General features: G+C 73.8%; 22 protein-coding genes. 15 read left to right on the top strand and 7 right to left on the bottom strand.

Annotated elements, in window-relative coordinates:
• The first annotated feature begins 48 nt into the window (after positions 1–48).
• The 5 genes from ACSU6M_RS30110 to ACSU6M_RS30090 all read left to right on the top strand — a co-directional run bounded on the left by ACSU6M_RS30110 (position 49) and on the right by ACSU6M_RS30090 (position 6,468).
• Complete coding sequence (locus tag ACSU6M_RS30110) at positions 49–2,088, top strand: bifunctional aldolase/short-chain dehydrogenase (RefSeq protein ID WP_437073920.1); 2,040 nt, start codon at positions 49–51, stop codon at positions 2,086–2,088.
• 5 nt (positions 2,089–2,093) lie between these two features.
• Positions 2,094–3,530: a rhamnulokinase gene (locus ACSU6M_RS30105; protein ID WP_437073919.1), complete on the top strand. Its 1,437-nt coding sequence runs from the start codon at positions 2,094–2,096 to the stop codon at positions 3,528–3,530.
• A gap of 79 nt (positions 3,531–3,609) precedes the next feature.
• The gene (locus ACSU6M_RS30100; RefSeq protein ID WP_437073917.1) at positions 3,610–4,365 is read left to right on the top strand and encodes a (Fe-S)-binding protein; all 756 of its coding nucleotides are present in this window, start codon (positions 3,610–3,612) and stop codon (positions 4,363–4,365) included.
• Entirely contained in the window at positions 4,362–5,846 is a 1,485-nt protein-coding gene (locus tag ACSU6M_RS30095; RefSeq protein ID WP_437073916.1) for a lactate utilization protein B, read from the top strand. Before ACSU6M_RS30100 ends, ACSU6M_RS30095 begins: the two co-directional genes overlap by 4 nt.
• On the top strand, positions 5,836–6,468 hold the full coding sequence (locus ACSU6M_RS30090) for a LutC/YkgG family protein (protein ID WP_437073914.1): 633 nt from the start codon (positions 5,836–5,838) through the stop codon (positions 6,466–6,468). The genes ACSU6M_RS30095 and ACSU6M_RS30090 overlap by 11 nt, the downstream gene beginning before the upstream one ends.
• Here the strand turns inward: ACSU6M_RS30090 and ACSU6M_RS30085 are convergent.
• The gene (locus ACSU6M_RS30085) at positions 6,465–6,851 is read right to left on the bottom strand and encodes a winged helix-turn-helix transcriptional regulator (protein WP_437075412.1); all 387 of its coding nucleotides are present in this window, start codon (positions 6,849–6,851) and stop codon (positions 6,465–6,467) included. The two genes, ACSU6M_RS30090 and ACSU6M_RS30085, sit on opposite strands and share 4 nt — an antisense overlap.
• Before the next feature lie 137 nt (positions 6,852–6,988).
• Between ACSU6M_RS30085 and ACSU6M_RS30080 the strand changes: the two genes are divergently transcribed.
• The 4 genes from ACSU6M_RS30080 to ACSU6M_RS30065 all read left to right on the top strand — a co-directional run bounded on the left by ACSU6M_RS30080 (position 6,989) and on the right by ACSU6M_RS30065 (position 11,103).
• Positions 6,989–7,834, top strand: a complete 846-nt coding sequence (locus tag ACSU6M_RS30080) for an NAD(P)H-binding protein (RefSeq protein WP_437073913.1) — start codon at positions 6,989–6,991, stop codon at positions 7,832–7,834.
• Between the two features lie 274 nt (positions 7,835–8,108).
• Positions 8,109–8,783: a VOC family protein gene (locus ACSU6M_RS30075; RefSeq protein WP_437073911.1), complete on the top strand. Its 675-nt coding sequence runs from the start codon at positions 8,109–8,111 to the stop codon at positions 8,781–8,783.
• 107 nt (positions 8,784–8,890) lie between these two features.
• The gene (locus ACSU6M_RS30070) at positions 8,891–9,748 is read left to right on the top strand and encodes an AAA family ATPase (protein ID WP_437073909.1); all 858 of its coding nucleotides are present in this window, start codon (positions 8,891–8,893) and stop codon (positions 9,746–9,748) included.
• Complete coding sequence (locus ACSU6M_RS30065) at positions 9,745–11,103, top strand: VWA domain-containing protein (protein ID WP_437073907.1); 1,359 nt, start codon at positions 9,745–9,747, stop codon at positions 11,101–11,103. The genes ACSU6M_RS30070 and ACSU6M_RS30065 overlap by 4 nt, the downstream gene beginning before the upstream one ends.
• A gap of 82 nt (positions 11,104–11,185) precedes the next feature.
• Here ACSU6M_RS30065 and ACSU6M_RS30060 read toward each other — a convergent pair whose 3' ends face one another.
• The 3 genes from ACSU6M_RS30060 to ACSU6M_RS30050 form a co-directional block, all read right to left on the bottom strand.
• Positions 11,186–11,551 (bottom strand): cupin domain-containing protein, encoded by a 366-nt coding sequence (locus ACSU6M_RS30060; RefSeq protein WP_437073906.1) that lies wholly within the window; start codon positions 11,549–11,551, stop codon positions 11,186–11,188.
• A 144-nt stretch (positions 11,552–11,695) separates the two neighbouring features.
• The gene (locus ACSU6M_RS30055; protein WP_437073905.1) at positions 11,696–12,673 is read right to left on the bottom strand and encodes a threonine ammonia-lyase; all 978 of its coding nucleotides are present in this window, start codon (positions 12,671–12,673) and stop codon (positions 11,696–11,698) included.
• Complete coding sequence (locus ACSU6M_RS30050) at positions 12,670–13,392, bottom strand: helix-turn-helix transcriptional regulator (protein ID WP_437073903.1); 723 nt, start codon at positions 13,390–13,392, stop codon at positions 12,670–12,672. The genes ACSU6M_RS30055 and ACSU6M_RS30050 overlap by 4 nt, the downstream gene beginning before the upstream one ends.
• Before the next feature lie 170 nt (positions 13,393–13,562).
• Between ACSU6M_RS30050 and ACSU6M_RS30045 the strand changes: the two genes are divergently transcribed.
• From ACSU6M_RS30045 to ppk2, 4 genes are all read left to right on the top strand, one after another.
• Positions 13,563–13,820 carry a DUF1876 domain-containing protein gene (locus ACSU6M_RS30045; RefSeq protein ID WP_437073901.1) on the top strand — a complete coding sequence of 86 codons (258 nt, stop codon included), beginning with the start codon at positions 13,563–13,565 and terminating at the stop codon, positions 13,818–13,820.
• A 450-nt stretch (positions 13,821–14,270) separates the two neighbouring features.
• On the top strand, positions 14,271–14,855 hold the full coding sequence (locus tag ACSU6M_RS30040) for an Rv1733c family protein (protein ID WP_437073900.1): 585 nt from the start codon (positions 14,271–14,273) through the stop codon (positions 14,853–14,855).
• Between the two features lie 238 nt (positions 14,856–15,093).
• The gene (locus ACSU6M_RS30035; RefSeq protein ID WP_437073899.1) at positions 15,094–16,401 is read left to right on the top strand and encodes a phosphoribosyltransferase family protein; all 1,308 of its coding nucleotides are present in this window, start codon (positions 15,094–15,096) and stop codon (positions 16,399–16,401) included.
• A 138-nt stretch (positions 16,402–16,539) separates the two neighbouring features.
• Positions 16,540–17,355, top strand: coding sequence for a polyphosphate kinase 2 (ppk2, locus tag ACSU6M_RS30030; protein ID WP_437073898.1), 816 nt, complete (start codon positions 16,540–16,542; stop codon positions 17,353–17,355).
• A 57-nt stretch (positions 17,356–17,412) separates the two neighbouring features.
• Here ppk2 and ACSU6M_RS30025 read toward each other — a convergent pair whose 3' ends face one another.
• Positions 17,413–18,108: a TetR/AcrR family transcriptional regulator gene (locus ACSU6M_RS30025; protein WP_437073897.1), complete on the bottom strand. Its 696-nt coding sequence runs from the start codon at positions 18,106–18,108 to the stop codon at positions 17,413–17,415.
• A gap of 204 nt (positions 18,109–18,312) precedes the next feature.
• Between ACSU6M_RS30025 and ACSU6M_RS30020 the strand changes: the two genes are divergently transcribed.
• Entirely contained in the window at positions 18,313–19,869 is a 1,557-nt protein-coding gene (locus ACSU6M_RS30020) for an aldehyde dehydrogenase family protein (protein ID WP_437073896.1), read from the top strand.
• A 44-nt stretch (positions 19,870–19,913) separates the two neighbouring features.
• Here ACSU6M_RS30020 and ACSU6M_RS30015 read toward each other — a convergent pair whose 3' ends face one another.
• Positions 19,914–21,089, bottom strand: a complete 1,176-nt coding sequence (locus ACSU6M_RS30015; RefSeq protein WP_437073894.1) for a serine hydrolase domain-containing protein — start codon at positions 21,087–21,089, stop codon at positions 19,914–19,916.
• 122 nt (positions 21,090–21,211) lie between these two features.
• On the opposite strand from ACSU6M_RS30015, the gene ACSU6M_RS30010 reads away from it, so the two are divergent.
• A complete protein-coding gene (locus ACSU6M_RS30010; protein WP_437073892.1) occupies positions 21,212–24,250 on the top strand; it encodes a BTAD domain-containing putative transcriptional regulator in 3,039 nt (1,012 codons plus the stop codon).
• 141 nt (positions 24,251–24,391) lie between these two features.
• Here the strand turns inward: ACSU6M_RS30010 and ACSU6M_RS30005 are convergent, their stop codons facing one another.
• Positions 24,392–25,711, bottom strand: coding sequence for a sensor histidine kinase (locus ACSU6M_RS30005; RefSeq protein WP_437073891.1), 1,320 nt, complete (start codon positions 25,709–25,711; stop codon positions 24,392–24,394).
• Positions 25,712–25,743: the final 32 nt, after the last annotated feature.

The raw sequence follows: 25,743 nt of genomic DNA, 5'->3' as shown, positions 1-25,743 counted from the left end.
CGCTGAAGGACATATCCGCCCTCCTTGTTCAGATTGGACTCGAAGCTCATGACCACCCATCCGGAAGCCGCCGCTCTGCTCGCTCGATCACATCGGCTCGGTTCTGATCCCCGGAACACCAATTACGCCGGCGGGAACACCTCCGCCAAAGGCACCGACACCGATCCCGTGACGGGGGGTGAGGTGGAACTGATGTGGGTCAAGGGGTCGGGCGGCGATCTCGGGACGCTCACCGAGGCCGGGCTCGCGGTGCTGCGTCTGGACCGGTTGCGGGCACTCGTCGACGTCTACCCGGGTGAGGACCGGGAGGACGAGATGGTCGCCGCGTTCGACTACTGCCTGCACGGCAAGGGCGGTGCGGCGCCCTCGATCGACACGGCGATGCACGGGCTGGTCGACGCGCCGCACGTCGACCATCTGCACCCCGATTCCGGCATCGCGCTGGCGTGTGCGGCGGACGGGGAGAAGCTGACCGCCGAGTGCTTCGGGGACACCGTCGTCTGGGTGCCGTGGCGGCGGCCCGGCTTCCAGCTCGGGCTGGACATCGCCGCGATCAAGGAGGCCAACCCGCAGGCCGTCGGCTGCGTCCTCGGCGGGCACGGCATCACCGCCTGGGGTGCCACCTCCGAGGAGTGCGAGCGCAACTCGCTGCACATCATCCGCACCGCCGAGCGGTTCCTCGCCGAGCGCGGCAGGCCGCAGCCCTTCGGCCCCGTTCTGGAGGGCTACGCGCCCCTGCCCGAGGCCCAACGGCGGGAGCGGGCCGCCGCACTCGCCCCCCACGTCCGGGCCCTCGCCTCGCAGGACCGCCCGCAGGTCGGCCACTTCGACGACTCCGAGGCGGTGCTGGACTTCGTCGCGCGCGCCGAGCACCCGCGGCTGGCCGCCCTCGGCACCTCCTGCCCCGACCACTTCCTGCGGACGAAGGTCAGGCCGCTGGTGCTCGACCTGCCGCCGACCGCCCCGCTGGACGAGACGATCTCCCGGCTGAAGGAGCTGCACGCCGAGTACCGCGAGGAATACGCCGCCTACTACCGGCGCCACGCACTGCCCGACTCCCCCGCGATGCGCGGCGCCGACCCCGCGATCGTGCTCGTCCCCGGCGTCGGCATGTTCTCCTTCGGCAAGGACAAGCAGACCGCGCGGGTGGCCGGCGAGTTCTATGTGAACGCCATCCAGGTGATGCGCGGGGCCGAGGCGGTGTCGACGTACGCGCCGATCGAGGAGTCCGAGAAGTTCCGTATCGAGTACTGGGCGCTGGAGGAGGCCAAGCTCCGGCGGATGCCGAGGCCGAAGGCGCTGGCGACGCGGGTGGCCCTGGTGACCGGCGCCGGCAGCGGGATCGGCAGGGCCGTCGCGCACCGGCTGGTGGCCGAGGGGGCGTGTGTCGTCGTCGCCGATCTGAACGGGGACAACGCCCGCGCCGTGGCCGAGGAACTCGGCGGTGCCGACAGGGCGGTGGCCGTCACCGTGGACGTGACGGACGAGGAACAGATCGCCGCGGCGTTCCGGGCGGCCGTGCTCGCCTTCGGTGGCGTGGACCTGGTGGTGAACAACGCGGGGATCTCCATCTCCAAGCCGCTGCTGGAGACGTCGGCGAAGGACTGGGACCTCCAGCACGACATCATGGCCCGTGGGTCCTTCCTGGTGTCGCGGGAGGCGGCACGGGTGATGATCGCGCAGGGGCTGGGCGGCGACATCGTCTACATCGCCTCCAAGAACGCCGTGTTCGCCGGCCCCCACAACATCGCCTACTCCGCCACCAAGGCCGACCAGGCCCATCAGGTGCGGCTGCTGGCCGCCGAGCTGGGTGAGCACGGGATCCGGGTCAACGGGGTCAACCCGGACGGAGTGGTGCGCGGCTCGGGGATCTTCGCGGGCGGCTGGGGTGCGCAGCGGGCGGCGGTCTACGGGGTGGAGGAGGAGAAGCTGGGCGAGTTCTACGCGCAGCGCACCCTCCTCAAGCGGGAGGTGCTGCCCGAGCATGTGGCGAACGCCGTGTTCGCGCTGACCGGCGGCGAGCTGACCCACACCACCGGACTGCATGTCCCGGTCGACGCCGGCGTCGCCGCCGCCTTCCTGCGGTGACGCGCGTGAAGGCGTACGCCGCGGTCGACCTCGGCGCGTCCAGCGGGCGGGTCATCGTCGGCCGGGTCGGACTGGACTCGCTGGAGCTGGCGCAGGCGCACCGCTTCGTGAACCGGCCGGTGCGGGTGCCGGAGGGGCTGCGGTGGGACATCCTCGGGCTGTACGCCGGGGTGCTGGAGGGGCTGCGGGCAGCCGGCCAGGTGGACTCCGTCGGCATCGACAGCTGGGCGGTGGACTACGGTCTGCTGGACGCCGACGGGGCCCTGCTCGGCAACCCGGTGCACTACCGCGACGACCGCACGGAGGGTGTCGCGGAGAAGGTGTGGGCGACCGTCCCGGCGGCGCAGCTGTACGCGGCGACGGGGATCCAGTACGCCCCGTTCAACACCCTGTACCAGCTCGTGGCGGCCAGCGGGACGCGTCAACTGGCCCACGCCTCGCGCCTGTTGCTGATCCCCGACCTGATCGCGTACTGGCTCACCGGAGAGCAGGGCACCGAGCTCACCAACGCCTCCACCACCCAGCTGATCGACCCGCGCACCCGGAGCTGGGCCCGCGATGTCGTCGAACGGCTGGGCATCGACCTCGGACTGTTCGCGCCGCTGCGGCAACCGGGCGATCCGGCGGGCGAGTTGCTGCCGCGGGTGCTGGAGGAGACGGGGCTGGCGGGTCCGGTGCCGGTGACGGCGGTCGGTTCGCACGACACGGCGTCGGCGGTGGCGGCGGTGCCCGCGTCGGGTGAGCGCTTCGCCTACATCTGCACCGGCACCTGGTCGCTGGCCGGTCTGGAGCTGGACGCGCCGGTGCTGAGCGAGGAGAGCCGGGCCGCCAACTTCACCAATGAGCTGGGGCTGGACGGCACCGTGCGCTATCTGCGCAACATCATGGGGCTGTGGCTGCTCCAGGAGTGCCAACGCGCCTGGGGCGAGGACGACTTGGGTGCGCTGCTGCGGGAGGCGGCGGGTGTGCCGGCGCTGCGGTCGGTCGTGGACGCCGGGGACGCCGCGTTCCTGGCGCCGGGGCGGATGCCGCAGCGGATCGCCGAGGCGTGCCGGGCCTCCGGGCAGCCGGTGCCGGAGACTCCGGCCCAGGTGACGCGGTGCATCCTGGACTCCCTCGCGCTGGCGCACCGGCGGGCCGTGGACGACGCCCAGCGGCTCGCCGGGCACCCGGTCGACGTGGTGCACATCGTGGGCGGCGGCACCCGCAACGCGCTGCTGTGCCAGCTGACCGCCGACGCGTGCGGGCTGCCGGTGGTGGCGGGGCCCACCGAGGGTGCCGCGCTGGGCAACGTCCTGGTGCAGGCCCGCGGGCACGGCCTCGTCGGCGACCTCGCCGACATGCGGCGCCTGCTCACCCGTACGCAGTCGCTGACCCGGTACGAGCCCCAGGGCGGCACCGCCCGCTGGCGCGAGGCGGAGACGCGGCTCGCGGCGCGGTGAGCGGCTTGTGCGTACGGAACCGGGCCTCCGCCCGCCCATTAGTCTGCAGTCGTCCTACGACCGATCACGAGGAGCCGCGATGCGTGTCGCCCTGTTCCTGACCTGCGTCAACGACACGCTGTATCCCGGTACGGGGCGTGCGGTGGTGAAGCTGCTGACCAGGCTGGGCGTGGACGTGGACTTCCCCATGGCGCAGACCTGCTGCGGGCAGGCGCACTACAACACCGGATACCGGCACGAGACGGAGCCGCTGGCCCGGCACTTCGCCGAGGTGTTCGGGGGGTACGAGGCGATCGTGACGCCGTCCGGTTCGTGCGCGGCGATGGTGCGGGAGCTGTATCCGCGCCTGGGCGAGCGGGCGCGGGCCGAGGGCCGCGGGGACGGGCTCGCGGCGACGCTGGCGCCGGTGGTGCCGAAGACGTACGAGCTGACGGAGTTCCTGGTGGACGTCCTCGGTGTGACCGACGTCGGCGCCTACTACCCGCACACGGTCACCTATCACCCCACCTGTCACGGACTGCGCGGGCTGGGGCTGGGTGACCGGCCCCGGCGGCTCCTGGAGGCCGTCGAGGGGCTGGAGCTCAGGGAGCTGCCCGGCGCGGAGGAGTGCTGCGGGTTCGGCGGCACGTTCGCGCTGAAGAACGCGGACGTGTCGGCGGCGATGGGCGCCGACAAGGTGCGCAACGCCGAGTCGACGGGCGCGGAGGTGCTGTGCGCGGCCGACAACTCCTGTCTGATGCACATCGGCGGCACGATGGCCCGGCTGCGCACCGGGATGCGGCCGGTGCACCTCGGGGAGATCCTGGCGAGCACGAAGGAGGATCCGGCGGTATGAGCGGTACGTATCTGGGGATGCCGGCGTTCCCGGAGGCCGCGCGGAAGGCGGTCGGCGACCGGACGCTGCGCGGGAACCTGCGGCACGCCACGCACACCATCCGCGCCAAGCGGGCCAGGGCGGTGGCGGAGGTGTCCGACTGGGCGGAGCTGCGGGAGGCCGGCCGGCGGATCAAGGATCATACGCTCCGTCATCTGGACCGCTATCTGGTGCAGTTGGAGGAGTCGGTGACGGCCGCGGGCGGAGTCGTCCACTGGGCCGCCGACGCCGACGAGGCGAACCGGATCGTGGCAGAACTGGTGAAGGCGACCGGGGAGTCGGAGGTCGTCAAGGTCAAGTCGATGGCCACGCAGGAGATCGGGCTGAACGAGGCCCTTCTCCAGGAGGGCATTCACGCCTACGAGACCGATCTCGCCGAGCTGATCGTGCAGTTGGGCAAGGACCGGCCCTCGCACATCCTGGTCCCGGCGATCCACCGCAACCGCGGCGAGATCCGGGACATCTTCCGCTCCGAGATGGGCGCGTGGGGGCGCCCGGCGCCCGAGGGCCTGACCGACAGCCCGGCCGAGCTCGCCGAGGCGGCGCGGCTGCATCTGCGGGAGAAGTTCCTGCGCGCCAAGGTCGGGATCTCCGGCGCCAACTTCATGGTCGCCGAGACCGGCACGCTGGTGGTCGTGGAGTCGGAAGGCAACGGCCGGATGTGCCTGACGCTGCCCGAGACGCTGATCTCGGTCGTCGGCATCGAGAAGGTCGTCCCCACGTGGCGGGACCTGGAGGTGTTCCTGCAGACGCTCCCCCGCTCCTCCACGGCCGAGCGCATGAACCCGTACACCTCGACCTGGACCGGCACGACCGACGGGGACGGCCCGCGCGTCTTCCACCTGGTGCTGCTGGACAACGGCCGCACCGACACGCTCGCCGACGAGGTCGGCCGGCAGGCCCTGCGCTGCATCCGCTGCTCGGCCTGCCTCAATGTCTGCCCGGTCTACGAGCGCGCCGGCGGCCACGCCTACGGCTCGGTGTATCCGGGACCGATCGGCGCCATCCTCAGCCCCCAGCTGCGCGGCACGGGCAGTGAGATCGACGCCTCCCTGCCGTACGCCTCCTCGCTGTGCGGGGCGTGCTACGAGGTGTGCCCGGTCGCCATCGACATCCCCGAGGTGCTGGTGCATCTGCGGGAGCGGGTCGCCCAGGGCGGGACGGTGACGCGGGCGGGCAACAAGGTCGTGCTCAGGCCCGCCAAGGGGCACGCCGCCGAGCGGGCCGCCATGCGCGCGGCGCGCTGGGCGCTGGCCCGTCCCGGTGCCCTGCGGGCCGGGCAGCGGGTCGCCTCGCGCACCCGGCGGCTGCATCCCCGGTCGCTGCCGGGTCCGGGCCGGGCGTGGAGCGCGTCGCGGGAGCTGCCCGCGCTGCCCGCGGAGCCGTTCCGGGACTGGTGGCAGCGTACGAACGGCGGGAAGGCGGGGACGAGTGAGCAGTAGGGAACGGATCCTGGGCCGGGTGCGGCGCGCGCTGGCCGACGCGCCGCGCGACGAAGGTCCCGTCGAGCGCGGGTATCTGCGCGAGCACGGGGAGCGGAGCGTCGCCGAGACCGTGGAACTGCTGGCGGAGAACCTTGCGGACTACCGCGCGGTGGTGCATCGGTGTGCGGAGGCGGAGCTGCCGGCGCTGCTCGGGCGGCTGCTCGCGGAGCGCGGCGCGCGGACCGTGCTGGTGCCTCCGGAGCTGCCGTCCGACTGGCTGGCGGCGGCCGACGCGACCCGCGTCCACGACCGGGCCGCCAGCACACCGGCCGAACTCGACCGCGTCGACAGCGTCGTCACCGCCTGCGCCCTCGCGATCGCGGAGACCGGCACCATCGTCCTGGACGGCTCCCCCGACCAGGGCCGCCGCCGCATCACCCTCGTCCCCGACCACCACATCTGTGTCGTCCGGGTCCCCGACCAGGTCGTCGCCTCGGTCCCGCAGGCACTGGAACGGCTCGACCCGCTCCGCCCGTTGACCTGGATCTCGGGCCCCTCGGCGACCAGCGACATCGAACTGGACCGGGTGGAGGGCGTGCACGGCCCCCGCACTCTTGAGGTGGTGCTGGTCGAGGGCTAGGTGCCGGCGTCGTACGCCTCGCGTGCCTTCTCCACCTTGGGCAGGTTCTCGGTGGTCCAGTCGGCGAGGTGGGCGAAGAGCGGGGCGAGGCTGCGGCCGAGGTCGCTGATCTCGTACTCGACGCGCGGCGGGACCTCGGGGTGGTAGGTCCGCACCACGAGGCCGTCGCGCTCCAGTTGGCGCAGCCGCTGGGTGAGCACCTTGGGCGTGATGGAAGTGATGCGGCGCTCCAGTTCGACGAAGCGCTGACGGCCGTAGGTGTGCAGGACCCACAGGATCGGGGTGGTCCAGCGGCTGAAGACGATGTCCACGACCGGCGCGATCGGACAGGCGAGCTGGGGATCGGAGCCCGGGGGCGCGATCGGCATCGGGTCGGCGGCCATGTGCATCCCCTGAAGGTAGTCACTTTCCTCTAGGTACCTACTATATCCGCGCTGTTAGCGTCGTCCCCGGCGCCTCGGCGAGCGGTTCTCACCCGTTCCGGCGTCTCCAATCACCTTTTGACGACCGGGAGTTGGGCATGATCGTGGTGACGGGTGCGACCGGGAACGTGGGACGGTCGCTGATACGGGTGCTGGCGGCGGCCGGGGAGCGGGTGACCGCGACATCGCGGTCGGTCTCGCCGGCGGACCTGCCCGACGGTGTCGCGGCGCGGCGCGCGGATCTGACGGACGCGTCGAGCCTGCGGCCGGTGTTCGACGGCGCGGAGGCGGTGTTCCTGCAGAACGGCGGGCCGACGTCCCTTCTCCTGCGCACCGGTGAGGTGTTGGAGGCGGCCGCGGCGGGCAGGGTGAAGCGGGTGGTCCTGCTGTCCTCGCAGGGCGTGGCCACCCGGCCGGAGTCGGAGTCGCACGGGAAGGTCGCGCACGCCATCGAGGAAGCGGTACGGGCGTCCGGCCTGGAGTGGACCATCCTGCGGCCGGGCGGTTTCGCGTCCAACACCTACGCCTGGGCCGAGCCGGTGCGCACCGCGCGCACGGTCGCCGCGCCCTTCGGTGACGTGGGTCTTCCGGTGATCGACCCGGACGACATCGCCGAGGTGGCCGCGGTGGCGCTGCGCTCGGCCGAACACGCCGGGCTGGTCTACGAGTTGACGGGGCCCGCGCTCATCACGCCCCGGCAGCAGGCCGAGGCCCTCGGGGCCGCGCTCGGGGAGCCGGTGCGGTTCGTGGAGCAGTCGCGGGCGGAGGCGCGGGCGGTGATGACGCGGTTCATGCCGGAGCCGGTCGTCGACACGACCCTGTCGATCCTCGGCGAGCCGACCGAGGCCGAGCGGCGGATCAGCCCCGATGTGGAGCGGCTGCTGGGTCGGCCGGCGCGGTCCTACGCGGAGTGGGCGCGGCGGAATGCGGGGGCGTTTCGCTGACGGGCGGGGCGGTCGGCGGCGCGTGGCGGGGGTGGATAGGCCGGCGGCGCGCGGCGGGGGCGGATCGGCCGGCGGCGCGTGGCGGGGGCGCATGGTGGGGGCGTGGCAGCGGGTGGCGGGGCGTGGCCTCGGGAGCCCTGGGCCGCCGGGCGGCGGTCGGGTCGCCGGGGCGCCGGCGGCGGGGAGCGGGGCGTGGCCTCGGGAGCCTTGGGCCGCCGGGCGGTGGTCGTGTCGTCGGGGCGCCGGCAGCGGGTGGCGCTGGGAGCATGGCGGCATGGAGATGCTCAGCAATCGAGAGGTGCTGCGGGAGATCGAGGCCGGGGGCCTCGGTGACTGGCGGAAGATGTCGCAGCCGCTGGCCGCGCGCTACCGGGTCGCCGACCGGGTGACGGCGGCCGTCTTCGTGGCCGCCGTCGCCAAGACGGCGGGCGAGGCCGGGCGGGAGCCGGAGGTGCGCTGGGGGCGCGGCGGCGTCGACGTGGCGCTGTGCACGGTGGACGGCACGACCGGAGAGCGCGGGGTGACCGCGGCGGACCTGGAGCTGGCCCGCACGATCAGCGACCTCGCCCACGAGCACGGCCTGACCCCCGTGCCCGGCGAGGTGACGCAGGTGGAGCTGGGGCTGGACACCGCCGACCGGTCGGCCCTCGCCCCCTTCTGGTCCGCACTGCTCACGGGCGAGCCCGGCCACACGGTGGACGACACCGTCCTGGACCCCACCGATCGCGTGCCCCCCGTCTGGTTCCAGCCCACCGACCCGCACGAGCCGCCCCGCCAGCGCTGGCACATCGACCTGTGGCTCGCCCCCGAGGTGGCCGACGCCCGTATCGCGGCGGCCGTCGCCGCGGGCGGCACCGTCGTCGACGACTCCCACGCCCCCTCGTACACGGTCCTCGCCGACCCGGACGGCAACCGGGTGTGCGTGTGCACGGCGCTGGACCGCGCCTAGGCGACGCGGTGACACGGCACTGGATCGCCCCTGGGCGAGACAGTGACACGCCGCTGAACAAGCGCTTAGATAGACGGGATCAGTCCGTCCGAGCGCCGGAGGCCCGGTTGTTCCGTTCCGTCGACGATGTCACCGCCCGCCTCGCCGAGACGGGCTATCTCGCCTCCCCCGCCGTGGCCACCACGGTGTTCCTCGCCGACCGGCTGGGCAAGCCGTTGCTGGTGGAGGGCCCGGCGGGTGTCGGGAAGACCGAGCTGGCCAAGGCCGTCGCGGCGGTCGCGGGGGCACGGCTGGTGCGGTTGCAGTGCTACGAGGGCGTGGACGAGTCCCGCGCCCTGTACGAGTGGAACCACGCCAAGCAGCTGCTGCGCATCAGCGCCGGCCGCGACGAGACCTGGGACGAGACCCGCACGGACATCTTCAGCGAGGAGTTCCTGCTCCCCCGCCCGCTGCTGACCGCCATCCGCGGCGACGACCCCAAGGTCCTGCTGATCGACGAGACGGACAAGGCCGATGTCGAGGTGGAGGGCCTGCTGCTGGAGGTGCTGAGCGACTTCCAGGTGACCGTCCCCGAGCTGGGCACCGTCACCGCGACCCGCCGCCCGTTCGTCGTGCTCACCTCCAACGCCAGCCGTGAGCTGTCGGAGGCGCTGCGCCGCCGCTGTCTGTTCCTGCACATCGGCTTCCCCGACGAGGAGCTGGAGCGCCGGATCGTCCGGCTGAAGGTGCCCGAGCTCGACTCGGCGCTCGCCGCCTCCCTCGTACGGGTGGCGGGCGCGCTGCGGGCGATGGACCTCAGGAAGGTGCCGTCGGTCGCGGAGACCATCGACTGGGCGCGCACCCTGCTGGCGCTGGGCGCCGACACCCTGGACGAGACGGTCGTACGCGCCACTCTGGGCGTGGTCCTCAAGCATCAGGAGGATGTCCAGAAGGCGGCCGCCAAGCTCGACCTGGACGCCGTGTGACGGCCCCGGCGGACGTCACCTCCCGGCTGACGGGCCTGGTCGCGGCGCTGCGCGCGCACGGGCTGCACATCGGCACCGGCGAGAGTGTGGACGCGGCGCGGGCGGCGGCCGAGCTCGGCTTCGCGGACCGGGAGCTGCTGCGCGAGGGGCTGGCCGCGACGCTGCTGCACGCCGAGGCGCAGCGGCGTGTGTTCGACCCCGTCTTCGACCTGTACTTCCCGCGTGCCGTCGGCGGACCGGAGGCGTCCCCGGCGGACCGCGACGACCTGCGCGAGCGGCTCGCCGCGGCCCTCGCCGACGACGACCGGGCGGCCCTGGCCCGGCTCGCGGCGGAGGCGGTCGACGGCTTCGGCGGGTACGGCGGCCCGTCGGGTTCGGACGGCTGGTCCTCGTACCAGGCCCTGGACCGGATCCGCCCGCAGACCCTGCTCGCCCGTGTGCGGGACGAGGTGCGGGCGCGCGGCGGCGGGAACGGCTTCGCCGACCGGCTCCTTGAGGACGAGATCCGGCGGCGCATCGAGGAGTTCCGCGGCCGGGTGGCGGCGGAGGCGCGGCGCCGGGTCGCCGAACGGCGCGGACGGGAGGAGATCGCCCGCCGGGCCGTCGCACCCACCGCCGACCGGGTCGACTTCCTCTACGCGGGCAAGGACCGGCTGGCCGAACTGCGCCGTACGGTACGCCCGTTGGCGCGCAAGCTCGCCACCCGGCTGGCGGCGCGCCGGCGCCGGGCCTCCCGCGGCAGCATCGATCTGCGGCGCACCCTGCGCGGGTCGCTGTCGACGGGCGGGGTGCCGATGCGCCCGGTGCTGCGCAGGCGGCGGCCCGCCCGGCCCGAACTGGTGCTGCTGTGCGATGTGTCGGGCTCGGTCTCCGGCTTCTCCGACTTCACGATGCTGCTGGTGCAGGCGCTGCACGACCAGTTCAGCAAGGTGCGTGTGTTCGCCTTCGTCAACCAGGTCGACGAGGTCACCGGCCTGCTGGTGCACGGCCACGCCGACCCGGAGGGGCTGGGCGCCCGCATCCGGGCCGAGGCGCGGCTGACCGGCTGGCACGGCAGCAGCGACTACGGTGTGGCGCTCGGCGAGTTCGTGGAGCGCCACGGGGACGCGGTCGGGCCGCGCACCACGGTGTTCGTGCTCGGGGACGCCCGGACCAACATGGCCGATCCGAACCTCCCCGCCGTGCGCCGCATCGCCGCGCGGGCCCGGCGCGTGTACTGGCTGAACCCCGAGCCGCGCGCCCAGTGGGGCACCGGCGACTCGGCCGCGCCCGACTACGCCGGGCTGGTCGAGATGCACGAGTGCCGCAATGCCCGTCAACTGGGGGCGATCATCAGCCGGTTGCTCCCCGTGTGACCTCCGGTCGGCTGTCGGACGTCCGAGCCCCGTTCGATCCTCCAGGATCTGCCGGGGCCCTCGTCACGTCCTCCTCGACTCCTCACCCCTCCTTGCCCTTCGCGTACTCCTTGGCCGTCTGGCCCTCGAAGTCGTAGGCGATACAGGTCTCGTCTCCTACGACCCATGCGTCGTGCCCCGGTGAGCACACGAAGACGTCACCCGGGCCGACGTCGCTCTCCGTGCCGTCGTCCATGCGGATGTGCAGCTGCCCCTGGACGACGTAGCCGTTGTGGTTCATCTGGCAGCTGTCGGTGCCCGCGATCGGTCCGACGTCCTGGGACCAGCGCCAGCCCGGTTCGAAGGTCGCCACGGCGAAGTCGCACCCTGGCAGGTGGACCGCTTCCAGGTGACCGTGGGGGAACTCGCGCCGATCGTCCGTTGTGTCGAGCGCCTTCGCCTGCAGCATGACGCTCCTCCTTTCCCGCCGTCTCCCGACGGCCGGGTCCGGTCCTGACTCCCGCTCCCGCGCCGGGAACGGCTCCCGTACGGACCTGGCCCTCCCTCTCATCGTCCGCCCGTCAAGCCGGAGTCCGCCATTCGGGGGAGGCGATCACTCGCCCCCGGCGCACACCCGCGCGAACCGGTCGGCGTCGATGTTGCCGCCGGACAGGATCAGGCCGGTGCGGCCGGACGCGGGTCCGGTGCGGCCGGCCAGCACAGCGGCCAGCGAGGTGGCGCCGCTGGGCTCCAGGACGATCTTCAGCCGCTCGAAGGCGAAGCGCATCGCGGCCCGTATCTCGTCGTCGCCGACCAGGACGATGTCGTCGACCAGCCGCCGGTTGACGGAGAACGTCAGCTCGCCGGGCGTGTGCAGGGCCTGGCCGTCGGCGATGGTGCGCGGTACCGGGATGCTCACCCGGTGGCCCGCCGCCAGGGACCTCCTGGTGTCGTCACCGGCCTCCGGCTCCACGCCGACGATCCGGGTCCCGGCGTGCAGCCCCTTGACCGCGGTGGCGCTCCCGGCGATCAGCCCACCGCCGCCGACCGGCACGACCAGGGTGTCCAGCCGACCCGTCTCCTCGATCAGCTCCAGCGCGGCGGTGCCCTGTCCGGCGATGATGTGCGGGTGCTCGTAGGGCGGGACGAGGGTCAGCCCGCGCTCGGCGGCCAGCGCCTCGGCGACGGCGACACGGTCACCGCTGTAGCGGTCGTAGGTGACGATCTCGGCGCCGTATCCCTCGGTCGCCTCCCGCTTGGAGCGGGGCGCGTCCTCCGGCATGACGATCACCGCGGTGGTGCCGAGCTCGCGGGCGGCGAGGGCGACGGCCTGGGCGTGGTTGCCGGAGGAGTAGGCGGCGATGCCCCGCGCCAGCTGCTCGGCGCTCAGCCGCGAGGCCGCGTTGTACGCGCCGCGGAACTTGAAGGCGCCCACCCGCTGGAAGTTCTCGCACTTGAGGAACACCTCGCCGCCGGCCAGGGCGTCGAGGGTGCGGGAGCGCAGGACGGGCGTGCGGTGGGCGACGCCCTTGAGGCGGTCGGCGGCGGCTCGGACGTCGTCGAGGGTGATCACGGGGGTGGTGTCGGTCACGGGCGGGCTCCCTTCGGGGACGGGCCGGGTTCGGCCCGGTCCGTGGCTCTGGCCTGGGACAGGTAGTGGTAGGCGGAGGCGCGGGAGATGCCGAGGCGGCCGGCGATCTGCTCGACCGACCGGCGCACGGCGAAGACACCGTGCTCGTCCAGGCTGCGGAACAGCTCCAGGCGTGCGGCGCGGTCCAGGCCGGCCCAGCTGGGGTGGCCGTGCAGCTGGTGGGCGTCGACTATGGCGTCCACCACGGAGTCGATGTCGTTGCCGAACGTGGTCACCGGTACGCCCACCGAGGAGTCGGCGTCGCGTCCGCCGGGACCGCCCGGTGCGGTGAGCCCGCTCAGCAGGGACTGCGCCTGGGAGAGCGGGCCGATGTCCAGGTTGAGGCAGAGGGCGCCGAAGACCGCGCCGGTGGAGTCGCGCAGCACCATCGTGGACGACTTGACCAGCCGGCCGTCGCCGGTGCGGGTGACGTAGTTGAGCTCGTCGGCCGCCTCGTCGCCGCGGGCCAGGACGCGCATGCCGATCTCGCTCATCGCGCCGCCGACCTCGCGCCCGGTCACCGAGCCGGCGACGGCGACCACGGATGCCTCCGGCCGGCGGTAGTCGTGCAGCACCGCCTCGCAGAGCGGGCCGAAGGTCGCCGCGACGCCCTCGACGACCGGGGTGAGCGCCGCGACGATCGCGTCCCGTTCACGCTCCAGTGCCTCATCGCCCTGCATGTGCCGCCCCTCCCCCTGCCTGGACTGAACGTCCAATGTCTGTACAGACAGTCTAGGCGCGAAGGGTCCGGTCTCCGCAAGACCCCCGAAAGAGTGATGTGGACCGGATCGCCGTCGGAGCGCAATCTGTACAGGAAGGGGCAAAAGCGCCCGTTACGGGAGTGATCGCGATGGAAGCCAAGCAGTGGAACGTGCAGATCTTCATCACCGAGAACGGGGACGACACTGAGGCGCGTGCCGTGCTGACCACCGAGGGCAGCGAGAGCGTCACCGGCCGGGGCCGGGCCCGGCGCAACCCGATGGACCGGCCGGTGCCGGAGATCGGTGACGAACTCGCCGCCAGCCGCGCCCTGGAGGACCTCGCCATCCGGCTGCACGACGTGGCCGCCGACGACATCGTGGACCTGACGGGACCCGTCCGGACCTGAGACGCGGAGGAGCCTGGCGGGACCGTCCGGAGGAGACGCGGTGGCCGATCTGCGTACCCCGTCCGGACCGGAGGACGCCGTGGCTGATCTGCGTACCCCGTCCGGACCGGAGGACGCCGTAGGTGATCTGCGCGCCCCCTCCGGACCGGAGGACGCCGTGGCCGATCTGCGTGCCCCGTCCGGACCGGAGGACGCCGTAGGTGGTCTGCGGACCCGTCCGGGCCGGGACGCCGTGAGCGACCCGGTGGACCCGTCCGGGCCTCACCCGTCGGAGCGACCTGACGGGCCCCTCCGGGCCCGGCACGTCCTGAGCGCGGCGAGCGCCCCCGCTCCGGGGCGCGGGCCGAGCAGGCGCGGGGACGAAGGCGCGGTGGGAAAACCGCCCCGACCCCCGCACGGGTCTCGACGCTGTCACGGCCGGAGTGTGACCCTGGGAGGGAGGTACGGACCATGCACGGCAGCGCGTACTCGAAGCAGTGGCTCTGGCGGTGGCGGCACAACCCGCTACGGCGGCACGACGATGTCCTGGAAGCCTGGATCGTGCTGGCCGTGTGGCTGGTGGTGCTGGTCGGCGGAGCCGTCGTCGGCGCGCTGACCGCCCGTACCGCCGAGGACTCCTTCGACCGGCAGCGCCGGGAGCGCACCCCCGTGCAGGCCGTGGTCGTGGCCGACGCACCGGACGACGCGCCACGCGCCGGCACCGTGTCCGACCAGGTGAGGGCCAAGGTCCGCTGGACCGGCGCGGACGGCGCCACGCACACCGGTACCGCGCTGGTGGACCGGGGCGAGAAGGCCGGTGCGCGGGTCACCGTGTGGCAGGACGCGCACGGCGCTCTGGCCACCCAGCCGCCGACCACCACCGAGGCGGCGATCGAGGCGGCCCTGCTGGGCGCCGCCGCGGCCGTCGCCTTCGCCGGTGCCGCCGTCGGCGCCGGGGCCGCGGCGCGCTGGGTACTCGACAAGCACCGCCTGGAGCTGTGGGCCCGCGAGTGGGAACTGGTCGGCCCGCGCTGGGGCGGTCACAAGACGGGCTGACGGCACCGTGCGCGGCGGCCGCGCCGCACCGGTCACCGGCCGGGCCCACGGCACACGAGCCCGGCACGCGAGGCCGGTGAGCGAGCCCGGTGACGGCGGGTCACCAGGCGGGCCACGCCACGCGGGCCACCCGCCAAGGCACGCGGCGCGCGGTCGAATACGACGGACGGGTCGGGCCTGCGGGGCGCCCGGCCCGGCCCCGCGTTGCCGCGCGGGGCGGTCAGGAGGAGGTGGGCGCATGCGCTTCGACGACCGGGTGGACGCCGGACGGCGGCTGGCCCAGGCGCTGACGGACCTGCGGGGCGAGGACGTGGTCGTGCTCGGCCTGCCCCGCGGCGGCATCCCCGTCGCCTACCAGGTGGCCCACCGCCTCGACGCGCCACTGGACGTGCTGGTGGTGCGCAAACTGGGCGTGCCCTGGCAGCCGGAGCTGGCCTTCGGCGCGATCGGCGAGCACGGTGTGCGGGTCCTGAACGACGACGTGCTGGCCTCGACCGGGCTGGATCCCGCCGAGCAGGACGCGGTCGAGCAGGCCGAACGCGCCGAACTGGAGCGCCGGGTGCGGGCCTACCGCTCCGGCCGCCCGCCGGCTCGGCTGCGCGGGCGGACGGTCGTCGTCGTGGACGACGGCCTGGCGACCGGCGCCACCGCGCTGGCCGCCTGCCGGGTGGTACGAGGACAGGGCGCCGCACGGGTCGTGCTCGCCGTCCCCGTCGCCCCCGACCGCACCGTGCCGCGGCTGCGCGAGGTCACCGACGAGGTGGTGTGCCTGGAGACACCGGGCGCCTTCGGCTCGGTCGGCGCCTGGTACCGCAACTTCGACCAGACCGGCGACGCTGAGGTCACCGCGCTCCTCGCCCGCGCCGCGCGCCCGGCGGCCGGGGAGCCGCCGGCGGACCCGGAGCTGGAGGTGCCCGCGGACGGGGTGCGGCTCGCGGCGCTGCTGGCACTGCCCGAAGCGGCCCCGGCCGCGGTGGCGTTCGCGCACGGCAGCGGCAGCGGCCGGCACAGTCCCCGCAACCGGTTCGTCGCCGCCGAGCTCCAGCGCGCCGGCCTCGCCACTCTGCTGCTCGATCTGCTGACCGAGGAGGAGGAGACGGACCGGAGCAATGTCTTCGACACCGTGCTGCTGGCCCGGCGGCTGCGGGCCGCCGCGGACTGGCTGCGCCGCGAGACCGGGCTCGCGGTGTCCTACTTCGGGGCGAGCACCGGGGCCGCCGCCTGTCTGGAGGCGGCCGCCGACGACGACATCCTGGCGATCGTCTCCCGCGGCGGCCGTCCCGATCTCGCCTCCCCCGCCGCGCTGGCCGCGGTGCGGGCACCCACACTGCTGGTGGTCGGCAGCCTCGACACCCAGGTGCTCAGCCTCAACCGGCTCACCGCCGACCGGCTGCACTGCGAGCACCGGCTGGCCGTCGTCCCCGGCGCCACCCATCTGTTCACCGAGCCCGGCACCCTGGAGACGGTGGCCTCGCTGGCCTGTGACTGGTTCACCGCGCATCTCACCCGGCCCGGCACCGCCGTACGCCATCCCAGTCCCGCGTGACTGCGCGGACCGGCAAGCCGGCGGCCGGGCACCGGCGTTGGCGGGTCCGGGCGGCCGCCCGGGTGCGGGGTGCCCGGCAGGACAGTACGGTGGCGAGCGGATGACGACCAGGTGTTCGACCGGCAGTGGAGCGGCGTCATGGGCGACAAGAAGACGGCGAACGGGACGCCGAGGGTGCCCCGCAAGACGTACGAGCGCGAACTGCTGCGTCTGCAGACCGAGTTGGTGAAGCTCCAGGAGTGGGTGCGGACGGAGGGCGCCCGGCTGGTCGTGGTCTTCGAGGGCCGGGACGCGGCGGGCAAGGGAGGCACGATCAAGCGGGTCACCGAGCACCTCAACCCCCGCGTGGCACGGATCGCGGCCCTGCCCAAGCCGACCGAACGCCAGCGCTCCCAGTGGTACTTCCAGCGTTACATCGAGCATCTGCCGGCCGGCGGGGAGATCGTGCTCTTCGACCGGTCCTGGTACAACCGGGCCGGTGTGGAGCATGTGATGGGCTTCTGCACGCACGAGGAGTACCAGCTCTTCCTGCGCCAGTGCCCGATCTTCGAGCGGATGCTGGTCGAGGACGGGATCCTGCTGCGCAAGTACTGGTTCTCGGTGAGCGACGCCGAGCAGCAGGACCGCTTCCGGCGCCGCCTGGAGGATCCGCTGCGGCAGTGGAAGCTGTCCCCCATGGACCTGGAGTCGATCACGCGGTGGGAGGCGTACTCACGGGCCAAGGACGAGATGATGGTGCACACCGACATCGCCGAGGCACCGTGGTACGTCGTGGAGAGCGACGACAAGCGCCGCGCCCGCCTCAACATGATCGCCCACCTGCTGGACTCCGTCCCCTACAAGGAAGTCCCGCCGCCGGTCCTGGAACTGCCCGAGCGCCCGCCCTCCACCGGCTACGAACGCCCGCCCCGCGACCTGCAGACCTACGTCCCGGACCACGCGGCGACCCTCTGACCCGGCGGACGCGACGGCCCCCGGCCCCAGCGCGCGACGGTCCGGACCCGTCCGGGGTCAGGGGGAAGTGCCCTCGACGGCCCGGCGCAGGGACGGCAGCAGAGCGTCCAGGTCCTGCCCGCTGCGGAAGGCGATCACGGTGGTGCCGCCGCCGGGCGTGCCCCCGGTCCCGCCGGGCGTCGGGAACAGGGCGAGCACCTCGCGCATCGCCTCGTCGATCTCCGCGACCGGATCGTCGGACTCCCCGCGCAGCCAGCGCCGCAGGACGTGGTTATGGGCCGCGACCACGGAGGCCGCCATCAGCTCGGCGCGCAGCGAGGCGGACGCCGTCGGGTCGCCCATCCACTCGGCGATGAACTCCCGGAACAGCCGCTGGTAGCGGGCGACGCTGGCGATCTCCCGGTCGCGCAGGGCGCCCACCTTGCTGGTGAGCGCGTACCGTCGGCGGGCCAGATCGCCCTCGTCGAGGTAGTGCAGGAGGACCAGGCGGACCGCGTCCGAGACGGCCACCAGGGCGGTGCTGTGGCTGGAGGTAGCCAGCCGGTCCCTGATCAGCCGCAGCAGCCGGTCGTGGTCGGGGAAGATGACCGCTTCCTTGGACCGGTAGTTCCGGAAGAACGTCGTACGCCCGACTCCGGCGCGCTCGGCGATGTCCTCGACGGTGGTCTGCTCGTAGCCGCGCTCGTCGAAGAGCGCGAAGGCCGCCTCGGCGAGTCGGAGCCGTGCGGGGAGCCGTTCGGGTGCCTTGCTCATGACCACCCATCCTTTCCTGTCTCGCCCGGCCGGGGCGGTGCGACCCGAGCAAGGGTATCCAGTACCACCGTGCGGACATTCAGTACCGGGTGTGTCGTGCAAGTTGTCCGGTTACGACGCCGTGCGGACCGGTGGGTCCTTCCTACGGTGGGCGCGGAGCCGCCCCGGCGATCCGTCCGGCGGTAGGACGCGGAACAGGAGCGCATGGTGGCAGCTGCGACGACCGAGGGTCCGGCCGTGGAGCGCGGGGGCGTCCCGCACTACCGGATGTTCATCGGCGGCGAGTGGGTCGACTCCGAGGAGCACTACGCCGTGATCGATCCGGCGACGGAGGAGGTGATCGCCACCGCCGCCAAGGGCGGTGCCGGCCACGCCGACGCGGCGGTCGCGGCCGCGCTGCGGTCCTTCGAGAGCGGGGTGTGGAGCGCCACCCCGCCCGCCGAGCGGGCCGCCGTCATCGACCGGGTGGCCGCCGCGGTCGGCGCGCGGGCCGAGGAACTGACCCTGTGGGGCAGCCGGGAGTGCGGCTTCCCGCTGCGGCTGGCGCAGGCGATGTGCGTCGGCTTCCCGCTGGAGCACTTGACGCACTTCGCCGGTCTGGCCCGTTCCTACGCCTGGGAACGGCCCGGCCCGGTCACCGGGCAGGTGCTCAGCGCCCAGTTGGTGCGCCGGGAGCCGATCGGTGTGTGCGTGGGCATCGTGCCGTGGAACTTCCCGCTGCTCCTCGCCGTCTGGAAGGCGGTCCCCGCTCTCGCCGTGGGCAACAGCGTCGTCCTCAAGGTGGACGAGAAGACCCCGGTCGCCACCCTCGAACTCGCCGCCATGCTGCGGGACGCCGGCCTGCCGGACGGTGTGTTCAACGTCGTCACCGGCGACGGCCCGGTCGTCGGCGACCATCTCGTCGGCCACCCCGACGTCCGCAAGGTCTCCTTCACCGGCTCCACGGCCACCGGCCGCGCGGTGATGCACCGCGCGGCCGACACGATCAAACGCGTCACCCTCGAACTCGGCGGCAAGGGACCCAACATCGTCCTCGACGACGCCGATCTGGACTCCGCCGTCGACGGCTCCGCCTACGCCTTCCTGCTGCACGCGGGCCAGGCGTGCGAGTCCGGCACCCGGCTGCTGCTGCCCGCCGGCCTGCACGACGAGTTCGTCACCCGTCTCCTCGCCCGGCTGAAGACCCTCAGGCTCGGCAGCCCCCTCGACCCGGCGACCGACATCGGCCCGGTGATGGGCCCCGCCCAGCACGCCCGCATCCTCGGCTACATCGAGACCGGGAAGAAGGAGGGCGCCACCCTGGTCCACGGCGGCACCGTCCCCACCGGCCCCGGCTTCGAGAAGGGCTGGTGGATCGAGCCCACCGTCTTCACCGGTGTCCGCAACGACATGTGCATCGCCCGCGAGGAGATCTTCGGCCCCGTCCTGTCGGTGCTGTCCTACGACACCGTCGACGAGGCCGTCGAGATCGCCAACGACACCGAGTACGGCCTCTCGGCCGGTATCTGGAGCCAGGACGTGCCCCGGGCGCTGGAGATCGCCGGCCGGCTCCAGGCCGGGTCGGTCTGGATCAACGACTGGCACAACATCTCCCGCCACATGCCGTTCGGCGGCTTCAAGCAGAGCGGCGTCGGCCGGGAGCTGGGCGCCGACGCGCTCGACGAGTTCACCGAGCAGAAGGCCGTCACCGTCGACCTCACCGGCCGGGTCGACCGCCGCGCCTACGGACTCGTCCTCGGCACCCCGCCCGAGGGTGTCTGAGGACACCGGAAGACCCCTGAGAACGTCTGACGGTGTCTCAGGGCTCAGGCCGAAGGCGTCCTAGGGGCTCGGGCCGGCGGGCAGAACTCGGCCGACACCACGTTCTTCCCGCCGCCCACCCAGTCGCCGTTGAAGTTCAGGGTGATCATGTGCTGGCCGTCGCGGGTGCCGAATGCCTGGGTCGAGGAGCCGTGGATGCCGCCGGAGTGGCCCCAGACCTTGGTCCCGCAGCTCGTCTCGTACTCGATGAGGCCCAGGCCGTAGCGCTGGCGCGGCAGGTTGCCCTCGGTGGAGGCGGTGGTCGTCATCTGCTCCAGCTGGGCGGGGCGCAGCAGGCGGCCGCCGAGGAGGGCGGCGAAGAAGCGGTTGAGGTCGGAGGCGTTGGTGATCATCTCGCCTGCCGCCCACGCCCAGGAGGGGTTGAGGTCCGTCACGTCGTAGATCTCGCCGGGGTCCTCGGCGAAGCCGGAGTAGTGCCGGGTGGGGGCGGGCACGTGCGGGTCGGAGCCGGGGAAGCGGGTGGCGCGCATCGCGAGCGGCCGGGTGATGCGCCGCTCGATCTCCTCGGCGTAGGGCCTGCCGGTCAGCTTCTCGATGATCAGGCCCAGCAGGAGGTAGTTGGTGTTGGAGTACTTCCAGGAGGTGCCGGGGGCGAACTGGGGCGGGTTGCTCAGGGCGAGGGCGATCACCTGCTCGGGGGTCCAGTCGTCGTAGCGGGTCTTGAGGAAGTCGATGCCGAGGACCTTCTGGGCGAACGTGGCGTCCTCGGTGAAGTTGAAGATGCCGCTGGTGTGGTTCATCAGCTGACGGACCGTGATCTGCGTACCGTCGTGGCCGTTGCCGCGTACCAGGCCGGGCAGATAGTGGTCGACGGTGGCGTCCAGGTCGAGCCTGCCCTCCGCCTGGAGCTGGAGCAGGACGGTCGCCACCAGGGTCTTGGTGACGCTGCCGGAGCGGAAGCTGTCGCCGTTCGCGCGGGGCTGCCCGGTGGAGAGGTCGGCGACGCCGGCGGCGGCCTTCCAGGCGCCCCGGCCGTCGCGGACCTCGGCCACGACGCCGGGGACGCCGGCGGCGACGGCCGCGTCCATCGCGGCGCGGGTGGCGGCGTGCCGGGACTCGCGTACGTCGGTGGCGGCGGCCGGGGTGGCCAGCAGGCCCGAACCCGTCGCCGCGACCACCGTCACACCCACCAGCGTCGTCCGTACCAGGCGTCTGGACATGTGCACCAACCCTCTCTCGGCATACGGGGCGGACAGCGTGACGGCCGTCGCCAACCGGCCGCCAACGGCGGGCCAACGGCGGCCGTTTGAACCGGGCGCGGTGCTGGACGAAGATGATGTCCGTGAGGTTCGCGGTACTGGGGTCGCTGCAGGCGGTCGACGACGACGGCGCGGCCGTCGTCCTCGGCGGCCCGAAGGCGCGTGCCCTGCTGGCCGCACTGCTGCTGGAGCCGGACCGGACGGTGCCGGTGGACTCGGTGATGGCGGCGCTGTGGGGCGAGGAGCCGCCGCCGACGGCCACCGCCTCGCTGCACAACCACGTCGCCCGGCTGCGGCGCAGCCTGCGGGACGCCGGCGGCGAGCGGCTGCGCACCCTGCCGCACGGTCTGCGACTGCGGGTCGGCGAGGGCGAGTTGGACCGGCTGGTGTTCGAGGAGCATCTGCGCCGGGCGCTGGCGGCCCGTGACCGGGAGGAGTGGGACGCGGCCGAGTGGGAGGCCGCCGCCGCGCTGGCGCTGTGGCGCGGCACGCCGTTCGCCGATGTGCCCGCGCTCGCCGGGCACCCGGTGGTGGCGTTCCTGGAGGAACAGCGGTTGCAGGCGCTGGAGTGCCGTTTCGAGGCGCTGCTGCGCCAGGACCGCCTCGACGGGCTCGCCGCCGAACTGGGGGCCCTGGTCGAGGAGCATCCGTTCCGGGAGTCGCTGCACCGCCAGCTGATCCTGGTCCTCGGGCGCACGGACCGCAGGGCGGAGGCGCTGGCCGCGTTCCGGGCGCTGCGCCGGGCGCTGGTCGAGGAGTTGGGCGTGGAGCCCGGTACGGCGGTCCAGGAGGCCCATCGGGAGGTGCTGCGCGACACGGACGACGAGCCGCCCCGACCGGCGGCGCAACTCCCTGCGCCGCCCAGGGAGTTAGTGGGCCGGGACCGGGAGGCCGCGCTGCTGCGGGCCGCGCTGGAGTCGGGTCGGGGCGGCACCGCGCTCGCCGTGGTCAGCGGCATGCCGGGCGTGGGCAAGACGGGCCTGGCCCTGCACGTCGCCCGTCAGCTGCGGCACGCCTTCCCCGACGGCCAGCTCTGTCTCAACCTCCATGGGGCCACCCCCGGCGTGTCCCCGCTCGAACCCGCCGACGCCCTCTCCGTGCTGCTGCGCGGCCTCGGGGTGGACGCCCGGCGGATCCCCGCCGGCACCGAGGCCGCCTCCGCCCTGCTGCGCTCGGTGCTGGCCCCCACCCGCACGCTGCTCGTCCTCGACGACGCGGCCTCGGTGAGCCAGGTGCGTCCGCTGCTGCCGGCCGGTGACGGCTGCGCCGTGCTGGTGACCAGCAGACGGCCGCTGGCCACCCTGGAGGCCGCCGCACACGTACGGCTCGATCCGCTCTCGCCGCGGGACAGCGCCCTGCTCCTTGAGCGGGCCTCGGGCCGGTCCTGGACCGCGTCCGACGCGGCGGCGGTGCCCCGGCTGGCGCAGCTGTGCGGTCGGCTGCCGCTGGCGCTGCGGGTGTCCGCGGCCCGCCTGGGCAGCCGGCGGAACCTTCCGGTGGCCCAGCTGGTGGAACGCCTCGCCCGGCACGAGGAGCGCCTGGACCACCTGGAGCTGGAGGACCTCAGTGTGCGCCGCTCCCTGCTGGCGGCGCACGAGGCGCTGCTGGCCTCCGGCGACCCGCTCGACGCCGACGCCGCCACCGCCCTGGTGCTCGTCGGGGCGCTGGATCTGCCCGAGTACGGGGCACCGCTGATGGCCACGGCCATGGACCGCCCGGAGCGCACCGCCGAACGGGCGCTGGAGCGGCTGGCTGAGGTGGCGCTGCTCCAGGAGACGGACTGGGGCCGGTACGCCCCGCACGACCTGGTCCGCGACTTCGCCCGGGAGCTCGCCGGCCGGGCCGGCAACGCCGCGGAGGGATACGGCGGGGAGCGGCCCGGCCGGGCCGGCAGCGCCGCGGAGGGATACGGCGGGGAGCGGCCCGGCCGCGACGGCACCGCCACGGAACGGCCCGGACGGGACGGCACCAGCACGGCGGGGCCCGGCCGCGACGGCACCGCCGCGGCCGTGGAGCGGTCCCTGTCCTGGTACCAGCAGCGGCTCGCCCAGTGCGCGGCGGCCCTGCGCCCCGCCTCCTGGCCGACGCCCGGCCCGTCGCCGGTCTTCGCGGACACCGCCGCCGCCCTCGCCTGGGGCGACAGGGAGGCGGCGAACCTGCTGGCACTGGCCGGCTCCGGCGGGCACGGGCGGCTGGGGACGACCCGCACCCTGGATCTGATCGGCGCCCTGTTCCCGTATCTGCACGACCGGGGCCGGGCCCGGGATCTCGAGCGGCTGACCCGGCACGCCATCTCCCTCGCCAGGTCCAGCGGCAACACCGCGGCCGAGGGGCGGGCGCTGGGCCACCTCGCCTCCGCGCACTACTCCGCCGGACGCCTGCGGCAGGCGCTGCTGCTCCTCGACGAGGCCGTCGAGCTCAGCGAACGCCTCCACGACGACGCCGCCCGCCGACGCCACCTCGGCAACCGGGCCGCGCTGCTGCGCGAGCTGGGCCGGGGCGCCGAAGCCCGCGCGACGCTGGCCCGCTGCCTCGCGCTGCGCCCCGACCACCTCACGCCGGGCGAGGAGGCGGTGCTGCTCGGGCACCAGGGATACGTGGCCGAACTGACCGACCTGCGCACGGCGTTGTCGTACCACCGGCGCAGCCGGGAGCTCGCCCGCCAGGCCGGAAGCGCCGTGATCGAGCAGGTCGCCCTGTGCAACACCGGACGCGCCCAGCTGCGCCTCGGCGAGCCGGACCGGGCGCTGCGCAGCTTCGACGAGGCGCTGCGGGTGATGGCGGCCGGGGTGGCGCACTGGAACGCGGAACGGGAGACCCGGCTGGGCCGTACCCAGGCCCTGCGGACGCTGGGCCGCCTCGGACAGGCCGGTGAGTCCTGCGCGGAGCTGCTGCGGGAGACGGCCGCGCGCGGCGACTCCTACGGGCACGGTCTCTCCGCGTACGAGTACGGGCATGTCCTGCACGCCCTGGGCGACGCGGAAGCGGCCCTCGACCGCTGGCAGAGCGCACGGTCCGCACTGGAGGGGACGGACGCGCCGGTGCTCGCCGAGCTGCACGCCCTGACATCCGGTCCGCGGGCCACGGCCGGCAGCGCGGGGCCGAGGGGCGGCGACCGGTGAACTCGTAGCGGCCCGCGCCTCGTCGGCCCCGGCCGCCGGGCCGGTGCCGGGTCGTCCTGCGACGGTACGGGGAGCGCGGCGACCACGCGCCGCACCGCACCGATCGTGCGGCCGGGACAGCCAAGGCGGCTGGGCGCCGGATCAGGAGGCCAGCCGTGGCGTCGGCGCCGAGGGGGACGGTACGGAGGGCGTCGGACGGTCCGGACGCGGGCCCTCGTGGAGCGGCGGCTGATCGGCGGTCTGCCGCTCGTCCGGCGGAGCACCCCGCAGCGGTAGCGTCGCCCGTACCTGGAAGCCGCCGCTCTCCCGCGGTCCCGCCTCGAACGTGCCCAGGACGCTGCGCACCCGTTCGCGCATGCCGATGAGGCCGAACCCGGAGGCGGACGGCGGGACTTCCGGCGTGGCACGGCCGTCGTCGGTCACGGACACCTCGAGGCGGCCCTCGACCTCACGCACCCTCACCTGCACCGCGACCCCGGGTCCGCCGTGCCGTACCGCGTTGGTGAGGGACTCCTGGACGATGCGGTGCGCGGCGGCGCCCACGGCGGGCGGCACCTGGGGTGCGGACGGCTCCAGATCGACGGTGACGGTGGCGCCGGCCGTGCGGGCCGCCGACACCAGGTCGGGGATCCCGTCGAGTCCGGGGAGGGGTTCGTGCACCTCGTCCGGCGAGGACCGCAGCACCTGCAGTGTGGTGCGCAGTTCCTCGCGCGCGCTGCGGCAGGTGTCGGCGATGTCGTCCAGGGCCTTGGCGACGGCGGCGCGGTCGAGGCGGTCGGGGTCGGCGTTCAGGATGTGGGCGGCGACCGATGTCTGGACGCCGACCAGGGTGATGCTGTGGGCGAGCAGGTCGTGCAGATCGCGGGCCACGTGCAGCCGTTCCTCGACGACGCGGCGCCGCGCCTCCTCCTCGCGGGTGCGTTCGGCGCGCTCGGCCCGTTCGACGGCGGAGTCGAGGTACTGCTGGTACACGCGGGTGCACACGCCGAGCAGGAGGACGGTCACGATCCACCCGGCGATACGGAGCATCTGCGCGCCCTGGGTCATGCCCTGCCCGAACTTGACGCCGACCAGCCCCGCGATGACGGCGGTGCCGAGCAGCACGGACCGCAGCACCGGTCCCGTCACGGCGACGGTGAACAGCAGCGTCATGGAGACCAGCAGCGGCGCGGTGTGGTTGAAGTCCAGCGCGTGGTACGGGGCGATGCAGACGACGCCGCCGAGGAACGCGGGCAGCGGGGCGCGCCGCCGCCACACCGCGGGCACATGCCCCACGATCAGCAACGTCCAGCCCAGGAGGGTCGGTTCACGGCCGTCGTTGGGTACCAGGAGCGCCAAGGTCGCGGCGACGACCAGTAACGCGCCGGCGAGTTGCGCGTCCTCGCGCAGCACACGGGCCGGCTCCTGCGGCTCCACGCGGCGCGGAGGGCCTGGCAGAAGTAACAGGCGTCTGATGTCCACCGGTTCATTCTCCGTCAGGTGACGCCTCCGCG

It is taken from the genome of Streptomyces sp. enrichment culture (genome assembly GCF_964272895.1).
Classification (GTDB): domain Bacteria; phylum Actinomycetota; class Actinomycetes; order Streptomycetales; family Streptomycetaceae; genus Streptomyces.
This window is presented reverse-complemented; position numbering and strand designations above follow the sequence as displayed.